The sequence below is a fragment of the Mesorhizobium sp. M7A.F.Ca.CA.004.12.1.1 genome, from assembly GCF_003997835.1.
Classification (GTDB): Bacteria; Pseudomonadota; Alphaproteobacteria; order Rhizobiales; family Rhizobiaceae; genus Mesorhizobium.
Map to the genome: position 1 here is coordinate 1 of NZ_RZRK01000103.1, position 11,266 is coordinate 11,266.

Consider the following 11,266-nt stretch of genomic DNA (forward strand, 5'->3'; position numbering starts at 1 on the left):
ATGCCGGCCTTGGTCAGGTCGATGGCCTCGCGACGCACCGCCGGATCCGGATTGGTGAAAGCGCCGAGCTTGAAGGCGGGGTTGGAGTAGTAGCGCATGGCAAAGCCATTGATGGAGAGCCCAAGATCGCCCAGTTTCAGAGCAATTTCCGTGGGCTTTTCCCTGACATGGTCAGGAAAGTTGAGATCCAGATCGGTAAGCCCCTCGACCTTGGCGGCGCGCGCCGCCATCTGCAGCAGCGACGGCTTGCCGGTAAGATCGGGCCACTCGGCGTGCGGTCGCGAGGCAAAGGAATTCAGGCGCGTGGCGAAACGAGTGGCTGTCATGATCGATCCTTCAATCGTCATGACTTCACATAAATAAAGATATTTGTAAAGTTATTGTTTTGAGAGGCTACGAAGCGGCCACCAGGCTGGACCCGCCAAGGCGCGCAAAGGGAGCCGGCAGTTTCCCGGCCGGTGCCCTGGAGAGCCCGTCAGGCCAATAGGCGCATGATGGCGCGTGCTGGTTACGGTCGGCGCATTTCAGCAAGCGATTCGCCGGGTGTTCAATCTGGCCAGCGTAAGACGCCGGACGAATCCTTGCGGGCGAGTTTCATCGCATCGGCCGGGCGGTCCTTGGCGGTCAATATGGCGCGCAGCCGTTCGGCGACGATCTCGGCCTCGCCGGGATGAAGATTGCAGGGGTCGAGGAAGAAATGGCCGCGCTCCACCTCATGGTTGCGCACGATGATCGGTGGCGAGCCCGTCGCCAATGCCGAGGTGAGGCCGGCCGCCGTGAACCGGCTTTCGGGCAGTACAAAAATCTGAAGCCGATCGAGAGGGTTGGCGGTCGGATCGGGAATGATCTGCGCGACAATGCCCGGCAGGCCCTGCAACGTCTCCTTCCACAGGTTGAGCGCGGCGTCTTCGCGGCGGCGGATGCCGGCATGGTCGCGCTTTTCCCAGGCTTCCAGTGCGGCCATGGTGCCGGCGATGCTCTCCTTGCCGACCTTCATGGCGCGGGCGACGCCGCGGTTCTGGAGATAGGCGGTGCGAACCAGATCCTTGCGCCCGGTGACGATGCCGCTGGTCGGCCCACTCAGGAATTTGTGGCCGCTGTAGATGACAATGTCGGCGCCGCGCGCGAGGAAGCCGCGCAGATCATACTCTGAAGCCGCATCCACGATCACAGGGATGCCCCTGGCGTGGCAGATCTCGCAGAATTCCTCCAGGGACAGCATGCCATACTGCACGGTGTGGTGCGCAACGACGTAGAGGCCCGCCGCCGTGCGGTCGTTGATCGCGTCGCGCACATGATAGTCCTGCGTCACGCTGACCGTGCCGGCCGGCACGACCCTGGCGCCCGCCAGCCGGACCGACTGGTCGATCGGCGCACCATAGTTGACGATGTGCCCGAGCTGGACGATGACCTCCGACTTGAGGCCCTCCGTGTTATCAGGCAGCCGCTCGATGGCGAGCAGATTGGTCCCCGTCATAGCACCTGCGATCGCCATGGTGATGCCGCTGGCGCAGCAGGCAGTGATGAAACCGGCCTCGCCGCCGGTCAGGCGCGCGACAATCGTGCTTGCGGCACGTTGCAGGTCATCCATTTCCACCCATTGCGAGGCCATTTCCGCCATGGCGCTGATCGCTTCGGGGACGATGATCGACGCGCCGAGCGCGGTCATCGTGCCGGAGACATTGATGATCGGGCGAAGGCCGAGCCGTTCGCGGATGGTGGTGTTGGAGCCGTCGGTGGACGTGGTTTTCATCTCTCGGATTCCATTCTTCTAAAGGTCAGGCGGCGATCTCGACAACCGCCTCGATTTCAACGGTGATGTTTCCAGGCAAGGAGCCGACGCCGATCGCCGAGCGGGCATGGCCGCCGATATTGTCGAACACATCGGCAAACAGGTCGGAACAGCCATTGACCACTTTCGGGTGGTCGCTGAAGGTCGGTATGGCGTTGACGAAGCCGAGCAGCTTGACGACGCGCACGATCCGGCCAAGGTCGCCAGTGGCTGCGTGCATGACGGCAAGCAGATTGAGGCCGGTGAGGCGGGCATGGCCATAAGCCTGCTCGACGCTGACATCCTCCCCCACCTTGCCGGTAAACAGCGTGCCGTCGGTGCGCAGCGGACCCTGGCCGGACAGGAAGATCAGCCGGCCGCTTTCGGCATGGGTGACGAAGTTGGCGATCGGTGTCGGCGGCTCGGGCAGCGTCAGGCCCAACGCGGCGAGCCGGATATAAGGCGTCATGAAAGAAGGCTCCTTGCGACAGCGTTCGCTGTCCCGTTCTAGAAATGCGAGGCGCGGAAGCGTGCCAGGAAGGTGCGCAGGCGCTCATTGTCGGTGTCGGCCGCCAGGATTTCGGCGGGTGGACCCGCCGCGCTGACGCCGCCATCGGCCATGAAGATGATGCGGCTCGAGGCATCGCGGGCAAACGCCATTTCGTGCGTGACCATCACCATCGTCATGCCGTCCTCGGCCAGGCTGCGAACGACCTCGAGCACCTCGCCGACCAGTTCCGGGTCGAGCGCGGAGGTTATCTCGTCGAGAAGCAGGATCTTCGGCCCCATGGCCACGGCGCGGGCAATGCCGACGCGCTGCTGCTGGCCGCCGGACAGTTCGGCGGGCAGGCTGTCGGCCTTGTGGGCGAGGCCGACCCGGCCGAGCCAGTGTTCGGCGATGGTGCGCGCTTCGGCGTTGCTCTTGCCGCGCACCTTGGTGAGGCCAAGCATGATGTTGCCGGCGGCTGTCAGGTGCGGAAAGAGGTTGAAGCTCTGGAACACCATGCCGGTCTCGGCGCGCATCGCGGCGAGATCGCGTTCGCTGCGACGCTGGCGGGTTCCGGCTTCGCGAAAGCCGACCTCCTTGCCGTCGATGCGGATCGAACCACTGTCATAGCTTTCGAGAAAGTTGACGCAACGCAGCAGCGTGGTCTTGCCGCTGCCGGAAGGGCCGATGACGGTCACCACCTCGCCCTTCGCCACCTGCAGGCTGACCGAACGCAGGACCTGGACGGTCCCAAAGGCTTTGGAAACGTCCTGGACGTCGAGAAGGGCCGGGGTGTTTTTCGGACTTGTGGACATTGCTATTCCCGGATGAAGGAGAAACGCCGCTCGAGCCGCCGGCTGGCGAGCGAAAGGGCATAGTTGACCGCGAAGTAGATGAGCGCGCCGAGAATATAGAGCGGCATGGCCTCATAGGTGCGGCCGATGACCTGGTTGATGGCCTGCATCAGGTCGGTGATGCCGAGCAGCGATACCAGCGCGCTGCCCTTGACCGCATCGGTGACGCCGTTGATCCAGGGCGGCAGGAAGCGCCTGAACGCCTGTGGGAAGATGACGTAGGCGAGCCGCTGTCGAAAGGTCAGCCCGATCGCCATCGCCGCCTCGGACTGCCCTTTCGGAATGGAGCCGACAGCGCCTCTGAAATATTCTACGACCTGGGCTGTCTTGAACAGGGTCAGCGCCAGCACGGCGGCCCAGAACGACGGCAGATGAAGCCCGATGGCCGGCAGTCCGTAATAGACAAAGAAGATGAGCACCAGGATCGGGATGCCGCGGATGGTGTCGCTGAAGATGCGCACGGCCCATTGCAACGGCACCGGGCCATAGACGAGACCGACGCCCATGATCACGCCGGCAATCAGCGAAAATACCACGACCAGCAGGGATACCCACAGTGTCAGCGCAAAGCCCTGGGCGAGGAAAGGTAAGGCATAGGCGATCTGGGTCAGCATATCAGCGCGCCGCCCTGAACCGGCGCTCGACAAGCCGAAGCGCAAAAAGCAAGATGTAGCCGGTCACCAGATACATCGCCGTGACCACGAGATAGACCTCGACGATGCGGAAGGTGTTGAAGTTGATCCACTGGGCGCCATAGGTCAGCTCCGGCACCGAAATGACCGACGCGACGGAGGTGTCCTTGAACAGCGATATGAAGGTGTTGGACAATGCCGGCAAGGTGATGCGCAGCATGGTCGGCAGGCGCACGTTGAGCAGCCTTTGCCAGGGTGTCAGGCCGATTGCCTTGCCGGCGTCCAGCTGTCCGCGCGGAACGGCTTCGAGCCCGGAGCGAAACACCTCGACCAAATAGGCGCCGCTATAGAGCGACAGCGTGACGACGAACGAGGTCGGCGCGCTGTAGGCGATATCGACCACTGTCGGCAAGCCGTAGAAGACGAGGTAGACGAGCAGGATCAGCGGCACGTTGCGGATGAATTCGACGTAGGCGGCGATGATGGTGCGCACGATGCGTCCGGCAGACACATACCAGACCGCCAGAACCAGGCCGATGACGATGCCGATGGCGATCGATATGACGGCGAGTTCGAGACTGAGCAGCAGTCCGCCCCACAGCTTGTCGAAGTGCCGCCAGATCAGGTTGAAATTAAGGGCATAGCCCATGCGTCCGCCTCAGTGCCGCAGGCTTAGAGCGGTTCACCGTTTCACGGAAACGGCGACCCGCTCTAACTCTTTGTTTTGACGCAATTCCGGACGAAAACCGTTTCACACTTTTCCTGGAATTGCTCTAGGGAGGCGGAAGGGCGCTGGATACGCCCTTCCGCCCGATGCAGGTCAGATGGCTGGGAAGCCGGGATGGCGCGCCGGCGGCTCCTGTCCGAAATAGTCCTTGAAGGCGGCATCGTAGAGTGCGTTTTCGTGGCCGAACATGGCGATGGTGAAGGTCGCGTTGACGAAGGTCAGCCAGTCAAGGTCGCCTTGCCGGAGTGCCGCGCCATAAAGCATGCTCAGCCAGCTCTTGCCGGCGTCGAAATATCTGTCCGGATTGCGCGAGGCGAGCCAGCGCACCGTGGACAGATCGACGGCAGCGGCGTCGACGCGTTTCGATTCCAGTGCCTGCAGCACGTTGGCCTGGGTATCGATCTGCATAACCTGGCACTCGGGCAGCACCGAATGCACCTGCGCCTCGGCATCGACATTCTGCAGGATGGAGACGCGTGTCGCCGAGCCGCCGGCAAGCAGCTTGTCGAAGGTCTTGTTCTCGGCGGTCGGAAGGCTCAGCAGGGCGACGCCCTCGACATAGTAAGGCCGGGAAAAATTGACCAGCTGCGAGCGCTGGGCGCTCATCGTCATGAACTGAATGGTGATGTCGACCTTGTTGGTGGTGACGTTGGGGATGCGCTGTGCCGGATCCTGCATCACGAACTCGACCTTGGTCGGATCGTCGAAAAGGCCCTTGGCAAGAATGCGTCCCATGGTGATGTCCATGCCGACGAGTTCGCCGGCATCGTTCTCGAAGTGCCACGGCGCATTGGTGCTGCCGGTACCGACGATCAGCTTGCCGCGATCGAGCACGGTGCGCAGCAGGCTGTCGGGTGCTGCCTGAGCAGCGGCCTTCTGGGCATCGACGGCTACCGCCGCACCCACGACGCCGGCCGTGGCCAGTCCCGCCATTCCCAATTTCAGAAAATCACGTCTTCCGGATGTGTCGTTCACGGCGACCTCCTTTCGTTTGTGTTCCCCTTGCACAGGCAATACACGCGTCAGTGACGTCGAAGCGATTGTCTCTTACAAGAGACGTGTGTATCCTGTACAGGACAGATACTAACACCGGGAATCAACAATGCAAGATGGCAATGCCTCGGCACTTTCAGCCGGCGAGAAGATTTCGGGCTCCCGTGAAAAGGGGCTCAACCGGGTGCTCGAGATTCTGGAGTTTCTTCACACGACCCAGCGCGCGATCGGCATTGGCGACCTTGCCAAGGGCGTGCACGCGCCCCGTTCGACGACCTATACGCTGGTGCGGTCGCTGGTCGATGCGGGACTGCTGGAAATGGAAGGCGACGGCAATCGCGTCTATTTCGGCAAGAAGCTCTATCTCTACGGAATGGACTATGTGCGGGGCAACGACCTGTTGAGGCGGGGGCGCCAGGAGGTCGACAATCTGTCGCGCGAGACCGGCGAGACTTCCGAACTGTGCATGCTGCAGAGCGGCCGCTATACGATCGTCCATGCGAGTCCCGGCACCAGGCCGTTCCGCATCAGTTCCGCCACCGGCTTGCAGATACCGCTGCCCTGGACGGCCTCGGGGCGGCTGCTTCTGGCGGGGCTGGAGAAGGCTGAGATCGAAGGCATGGTGTCGGACGACGATCTCGTGCTGCCCGACGGGCGCAAACTGCGGCTCGACGATTTCGTCGCCGACATCGCAAAAGCGCAGGTCACCGGCTATTGCGTCACTTCGGGCCTTGTCGATGCCTATACGAAGTGCCTTGCCGCGCCGGTGTTTTCAGCGCCGGGCAAGGTCGAGGCGACCATGTGCCTGGTGGTCCCCATCGATACGTCCGAGGAGCGGACCGGCGAACTTATCGGCCTGCTGCGTGATCGTGCCGCGAGACTTTCGATCGCAGCCTAGGCATGCGAACGAGCGAATGCCAGTTCATGCAATAATGTCGGGAATGATCTTGTCTTCCAGCGCCATCAGCCGATCCTTGAGGAACAGCTTCTTCTTCTTCATGCGCTGGATCTGCAGCGGATCGCAGGCCATGGCGATCATCGCGTTGATGGCGGCATCGAAATCGGCGTGTTCCTGCTTCAGGCGGGAAAATTCGAGGCGAATATCGGCCTGTTCCTGATCGGACATTCTCTACCGTCTGCACGTCTGCGGCGCCCAAAACTGGGCCTGATTGGGCGGGACCGGGTGTTTTGTCACCGGCGTGCAGCCCATATCACATTTCAAGGTGTCGTGGAATGCTACCACGGATCATTCGACATCGCCCGCGGAAGGTGACACACTGTCACCGTGCCGTCACAGAAGCGAACCTGCGGTGGACGCGCCGTGACGGTTGCAATCGAGGAAAACCATGAAAGGGAGAACCAATCATGTCTCTTGCATCCCATCTTGATGAGTTGCAGCGGAAACACGGCGACATCGAACGTGAAATCGATGACGCGATGAATCATCCATCGGTCGACGACCTCGAAATCGTGAATCTCAAGCGACGCAAGCTGGCACTCAAGGACGAGATTGAAAAACTAAGAGGCAAACCGACCACGCATTGACGCCCTCCTGACATAGCCGCCCAATATCCGCGGCCTCTTTTCCCGGCGGCACCCCGCCGCCGGCGTGGAGGGTTTTGATTTTCCAGCACCGGTCTGTCAGCCGAAGCTGGACTTGCACCCGGCTCAATCTCCGCTTCGGCCGTCGCCCGTTTCGCCAGATCATCGATTGTTTCTGGTCGCCGGCGGCGGGCGATTCCGGCCAGTGGCGACCTGTCGCCATTGACAAGCCATCTTTGCTCCTCCACCTCATGCCCGGACCTCAGCGCATCGGCCCGGGGCGTCGTTGTGCGTCCATGCAGGACACAAGATGCTCCAGAGACAAAAGGCTGCCGGCATGACCGGATATTTTTCCTCTCCTTTCCCCCGCCGCACGTCGGTCGGCGTCGATGTCGGCGGCGTGGTCGTCGGCGGCGGCGCGCCCGTTATCGTCCAATCGATGACCAACACCGATACGGCCGATATCGACCAGACGGTTGCGCAGGTCGCAGCGCTGCACCGGGCCGGCTCGGAGATCGTGCGCATCACCGTCGATCGCGACGAGAGCGCCGCCGCCGTGCCGCGCATTCATGAGCGGCTTCAGCGGCTTGGTATCAACGTGCCGCTGGTCGGCGATTTCCACTATATCGGCCACAAGCTTTTGGCCGATCATCCGGCCTGCGCCGAGGCGCTGGCCAAATACCGCATCAATCCGGGCAATGTCGGCTTCAAGGACAAGAAGGACCGCCAGTTCGCCGATATCGTCGAGATGGCGATCAGGCATGACAAGCCGGTGCGCATCGGTGTCAACTGGGGCTCGCTCGACCAGGAGCTTTTGACCCGGCTGATGGACGACAACCAGGACAAGGGTTTTCCGCTGACCGCGCAGGAGGTGATGCGCGAGGCGATCGTGCAGTCGGCGATCCTGTCGGCCGAGATGGCGGAAGAGATCGGCCTTGGCCGCGAGAAAATCATCCTGTCGGCCAAGGTCAGCGGCGTGCAGGACCTGATCGCCGTCTATACCGAGCTCGCCACCCGCTCCAATCATGCGCTGCATCTCGGCCTGACCGAAGCCGGCATGGGCTCGAAGGGCATCGTCGCTTCGTCGGCCGCCATGGGCATCCTGCTCCAGCAAGGCATCGGCGACACCATCCGCATCTCGCTGACACCGGAGCCGAACGGCGACCGCACGCGCGAGGTGCAGGTGTCACAGGAATTGCTGCAAACCATGGGGTTCAGGCAGTTCGTGCCGATTGTTGCCGCTTGCCCCGGCTGCGGCCGCACCACCTCCACCGTGTTCCAGGAACTCGCCCAGAACATCCAGGCCGATCTCAGGAAGAACATGCCCGTGTGGCGCGACAAATACCCCGGCGTCGAGAACCTCAAGGTCGCGGTGATGGGTTGCATCGTCAACGGCCCTGGCGAGTCCAAGCATGCCGACATCGGCATTTCGCTGCCCGGCACGGGCGAAATGCCGACGGCGCCTGTCTTCGTCGACGGCAAAAAGGCGGCGACGCTGCGCGGGCCGTCGATCGCCGCGGATTTCGAGAAAATGGTCGCCGACTATATCGAGCAACGGTTCGGTCGCGGCAAGGCCGCGGCCGAGTAGAACCGATGCAGCGTTTCCTTTGGGCAGCGCTGATCCTGCTGTACGGGCTGACCTGGTCGACCCTTGTGCAGGCCGATCCGCCGCAATCCGCCAAGCAGCGGCTGATCGACAAGGTCTGCAATCTGATCCAGGCGCATGCCGACCAGAACGGCCTGTCCAGGGATTTCTTCGCCCGGCTGATCTGGAAGGAAAGCCGTTTCGATCCCAACGCCGTCAGTCCGGTCGGTGCCGAAGGCATTGCCCAGTTCATGCCGGGCACCGCCAAGATGCGCGGGCTCGCCAATTCCTTCGACATCAACCAGGCGATTCCGGCTTCGGCCAGATATCTGGCCGAAATGAAAACCGGCTACGGCAATCTCGGCCTGGCCGCCGCCGCCTACAATGCCGGCGAGAGCCGGGTGTCGCGCTGGCTCAGCTCCGGCGGTTTCCTGCCGATGGAAACCGAAAGCTATGTCTTAGACATCATGGGCGAACCAGCCGACAAGTTCACCGACCGGGCCTATGCCGGAAGGGTCGAGCCGCTCGACGCAAAGACGGATTTTGCCGTCGCTTGCCGAAAACTGCCGGTGATCATGTCGCGGACGGTGGCCATGGCTTCGATCAACATAAAGCCATGGGGCATCCAAGTGGCCGGCAATTTTCGCCGCAGCGCCGCGATCAACCAGTGGGTCAGGGTAAGGAGCCGGTTCCCGGCCCTGCTCAACGGGCATGATCCGGTGGTCAGCCGGGTGCGCACGCCGATCGGCCGGCGCGGCATCTACGCGGTCAGGATCGGTGTCGACCGCCGCGCCGATGCCAACGTTATTTGCCAGAAATTGCAAAGTGTCGGTGGGGCGTGCGTGGTGGTGCGCAACCGGTAATTTGGCCGCTGCCGGCATGGTGTTTGTCCGAGAGAGGCATTTAAAAGCGATAGCCGTGACGTCGCATCCAGCAAAGATTTCAGCTATAGCGGCCGCCATCCTTACTGGGCGGCGGCCCTGTCTTTGACGAGCAGCATGGGCCTCAACATGTTCGATGGATACATCATCTGCGGCACGCCGAGGACCGGTAGCACGCTGCTGTGCAAGCTTCTGGCATCCACGAAGACGACTGGCGATCCGCACTCATTCTATCGGCGGCAGGATGTGCTGGAGTGGGCTGAAGAGTGGAAGCTGCCCGATCGCGACACGATGAGTGAGCTCGACTTCAATGTCGCCTATCTCAACGCGGCGATCGCTGCCGGCAAGGGTGGGACCGGCCTCTTCGGCCTTCGCTTGATGCGCGAAAATCTGGATGAACTCTCGGCAACCCTCGACCGGATTTTCCCGAAACTGCAGTCGGACAGAGCGCGTCTTGAAAAGGCCTTTGGCCGCGTCCTCTACATACACCTCTCGCGGGAGAACAAGCTCGCGCAGGCTGTCTCCCTGATCAAGGCGGAGCAGACCGGTCTTTGGCATATCGCTCCCGATGGCACCGAGATCGAAAGGGTCGCACCGCCGAAAGAGCCCCAATATGATTTCGAGCGTATCAAACGAGAGGTCACGGAACTCGAGACCTATGACGCGGCCTGGAACATTTGGTTCGCAGAGCAAGGCATATCCCCGCTGCGCGTCGGCTATGAGCGCCTTTCAGGCAATCCGGCTGCGACGTTGCTAGGCATCTGCGAAGCCCTGGGAGTCCCAGCACCTGACGAGGAGGATGTAAGCCCCGGCGTTGCAAAGCTTGCTGACGCGACAAGCCTCGACTGGATGCGCCGCTATCGTCTGGAGGCTGCCGCCGTCTGACGCATCCTCATGGATGCAGTCAGGCGGTCTTGGCCACGACGGTCTCGCTGAGCCAGGTGCCGATCTTGGTGCCTAGGCGGTCGGGCGAAACGGGCTTCGGCAGATAGTCGTCCATGCCTGAATCGATGCACTTGTCGCGATCGCCCTTCAGCGCGTGCGCGGTGACGCCGATGATCGGGATGTGGGCGCCCGTCGAGACCTCCATCGCCCGGATGGCGCGGGTCGCCTCGTAGCCGTTCATTTCGGGCATCGAAACGTCCATCAGGATCAGCTTGGGGCGCAGCGCCCGGTACATTTCGACCGCCGTGCGGCCATTGCCGGCGATACGGTAGCTCAAGCCCAACCCATTGAGGATCTGGCCGAAGACCAACTGGTTCACGTCATTGTCCTCGGCAATGAGGATGTCGATCGGTCCGTTCGGCGCGGTTGTCGATTCCGGCGCTGCCGCGACCGGCATTGCCGGGCCGCGGATGACGGTGAAGGCGGGCGGCGCTGCCAGGGAAGCCTGCACGATCGGTTCGCGGACGAACCGCGCCTTGCCGACCTGCGAACGGGCCTTCTGAATCACCGAGATGACGGTGCCGAGCAGCACCGCGGAGCGCGCCGGTTTGGTCAGATGCGCGGCAATGCCGAAGTCGATGATCATCTTGCCGAAATCGACCTGGTCGACCGAGGTCAGGATAACGATCGGGATGGCCGACAGGCGGCTGTCGGAAGCAATGGCTCTGGCGACGTCGGCGCCGTTCATGCCCGGCATCTGGTAGTCGAGGATGATGCAGTCGACGGCGGCGCCGAGTTGAAAGGCGCGGTCGAGGAAGGCCAGGCCGACGGCGCCGCTTTCGGCGGCGGCACAGTCGAAGCTCCAGCTTCTGAGCTGCTCGAGCAGGATTTCGCGGTTGACCGGATTGT

General features: G+C 62.3%; 13 protein-coding genes and 1 pseudogene. 5 read left to right on the forward strand and 9 right to left on the reverse strand.

Annotated elements, in window-relative coordinates:
- From EN984_RS07940 to EN984_RS07970, 7 genes and pseudogenes are all read right to left on the reverse strand, one after another.
- Positions 1-326 (reverse strand): annotated as a pseudogene (locus EN984_RS07940) (hypothetical protein); the annotation flags it as partial.
- Between the two features lie 221 nt (positions 327-547).
- Positions 548-1,753 carry an aminotransferase class V-fold PLP-dependent enzyme gene (locus EN984_RS07945; RefSeq protein ID WP_127271290.1) on the reverse strand — a complete coding sequence of 402 codons (1,206 nt, stop codon included), beginning with the start codon at positions 1,751-1,753 and terminating at the stop codon, positions 548-550.
- Positions 1,754-1,778: 25 nt separating this feature from the next.
- Entirely contained in the window at positions 1,779-2,240 is a 462-nt protein-coding gene (locus EN984_RS07950; RefSeq protein WP_127271288.1) for a RidA family protein, read from the reverse strand.
- A 38-nt stretch (positions 2,241-2,278) separates the two neighbouring features.
- Positions 2,279-3,073 carry an amino acid ABC transporter ATP-binding protein gene (locus tag EN984_RS07955; protein WP_127272345.1) on the reverse strand — a complete coding sequence of 265 codons (795 nt, stop codon included), beginning with the start codon at positions 3,071-3,073 and terminating at the stop codon, positions 2,279-2,281.
- Positions 3,074-3,075: 2 nt separating this feature from the next.
- On the reverse strand, positions 3,076-3,726 hold the full coding sequence (locus EN984_RS07960; RefSeq protein WP_127267518.1) for an amino acid ABC transporter permease: 651 nt from the start codon (positions 3,724-3,726) through the stop codon (positions 3,076-3,078).
- 1 nt (position 3,727) lies between these two features.
- Positions 3,728-4,393 carry an amino acid ABC transporter permease gene (locus EN984_RS07965; RefSeq protein ID WP_127267517.1) on the reverse strand — a complete coding sequence of 222 codons (666 nt, stop codon included), beginning with the start codon at positions 4,391-4,393 and terminating at the stop codon, positions 3,728-3,730.
- 171 nt (positions 4,394-4,564) lie between these two features.
- Entirely contained in the window at positions 4,565-5,446 is an 882-nt protein-coding gene (locus EN984_RS07970; protein ID WP_127267516.1) for a transporter substrate-binding domain-containing protein, read from the reverse strand.
- A 127-nt stretch (positions 5,447-5,573) separates the two neighbouring features.
- Between EN984_RS07970 and EN984_RS07975 the strand changes: the two genes are divergently transcribed.
- A complete protein-coding gene (locus EN984_RS07975; protein ID WP_127267515.1) occupies positions 5,574-6,362 on the forward strand; it encodes an IclR family transcriptional regulator in 789 nt (262 codons plus the stop codon).
- Between the two features lie 24 nt (positions 6,363-6,386).
- On the opposite strand, the gene EN984_RS07980 is transcribed toward EN984_RS07975, so the two are convergent.
- Complete coding sequence (locus EN984_RS07980; RefSeq protein WP_013529216.1) at positions 6,387-6,590, reverse strand: DUF465 domain-containing protein; 204 nt, start codon at positions 6,588-6,590, stop codon at positions 6,387-6,389.
- Between the two features lie 239 nt (positions 6,591-6,829).
- Here EN984_RS07980 and EN984_RS07985 point away from each other — a divergent pair, with 239 nt between their 5' ends.
- The 4 genes from EN984_RS07985 (at position 6,830) to EN984_RS08000 (ending at position 10,357) form a co-directional block, all read left to right on the forward strand.
- Positions 6,830-7,009 (forward strand): YdcH family protein, encoded by a 180-nt coding sequence (locus EN984_RS07985; protein WP_013529217.1) that lies wholly within the window; start codon positions 6,830-6,832, stop codon positions 7,007-7,009.
- Positions 7,010-7,343: 334 nt separating this feature from the next.
- Positions 7,344-8,594, forward strand: coding sequence for a flavodoxin-dependent (E)-4-hydroxy-3-methylbut-2-enyl-diphosphate synthase (gene ispG / locus EN984_RS07990; RefSeq protein WP_164748833.1), 1,251 nt, complete (start codon positions 7,344-7,346; stop codon positions 8,592-8,594).
- A gap of 5 nt (positions 8,595-8,599) precedes the next feature.
- On the forward strand, positions 8,600-9,454 hold the full coding sequence (locus EN984_RS07995) for a lytic transglycosylase domain-containing protein (RefSeq protein ID WP_127267513.1): 855 nt from the start codon (positions 8,600-8,602) through the stop codon (positions 9,452-9,454).
- 123 nt (positions 9,455-9,577) lie between these two features.
- Positions 9,578-10,357, forward strand: a complete 780-nt coding sequence (locus EN984_RS08000) for a Stf0 family sulfotransferase (RefSeq protein ID WP_236383230.1) — start codon at positions 9,578-9,580, stop codon at positions 10,355-10,357.
- A 19-nt stretch (positions 10,358-10,376) separates the two neighbouring features.
- On the opposite strand, the gene EN984_RS08005 is transcribed toward EN984_RS08000, so the two are convergent.
- On the reverse strand, positions 10,377-11,266 hold an 890-nt coding region (locus EN984_RS08005), incomplete at its 5' end, for a response regulator (RefSeq protein ID WP_164765402.1).

Bases quoted from the DNA above. Each gene is read 5' to 3' on its own strand.
- EN984_RS07950 (WP_127271288.1), bottom strand. From the start codon at position 2,240: ATGACGCCTTATATCCGGCTCGCCGCGTTGGGCCTGACGCTGCCCGAG.
- EN984_RS07980 (WP_013529216.1), bottom strand. From the start codon at position 6,590: ATGTCCGATCAGGAACAGGCCGATATTCGCCTCGAATTTTCCCGCCTG.
- EN984_RS07960 (WP_127267518.1), bottom strand. From the start codon at position 3,726: ATGCTGACCCAGATCGCCTATGCCTTACCTTTCCTCGCCCAGGGCTTT.
- ispG (WP_164748833.1), top strand. From the start codon at position 7,344: ATGACCGGATATTTTTCCTCTCCTTTCCCCCGCCGCACGTCGGTCGGC.
- EN984_RS07955 (WP_127272345.1), bottom strand. From the start codon at position 3,073: ATGTCCACAAGTCCGAAAAACACCCCGGCCCTTCTCGACGTCCAGGAC.
- EN984_RS07965 (WP_127267517.1), bottom strand. From the start codon at position 4,393: ATGGGCTATGCCCTTAATTTCAACCTGATCTGGCGGCACTTCGACAAG.
- EN984_RS07945 (WP_127271290.1), bottom strand. From the start codon at position 1,753: ATGAAAACCACGTCCACCGACGGCTCCAACACCACCATCCGCGAACGG.
- EN984_RS07995 (WP_127267513.1), top strand. From the start codon at position 8,600: ATGCAGCGTTTCCTTTGGGCAGCGCTGATCCTGCTGTACGGGCTGACC.
- EN984_RS07975 (WP_127267515.1), top strand. From the start codon at position 5,574: ATGCAAGATGGCAATGCCTCGGCACTTTCAGCCGGCGAGAAGATTTCG.
- EN984_RS07985 (WP_013529217.1), top strand. From the start codon at position 6,830: ATGTCTCTTGCATCCCATCTTGATGAGTTGCAGCGGAAACACGGCGAC.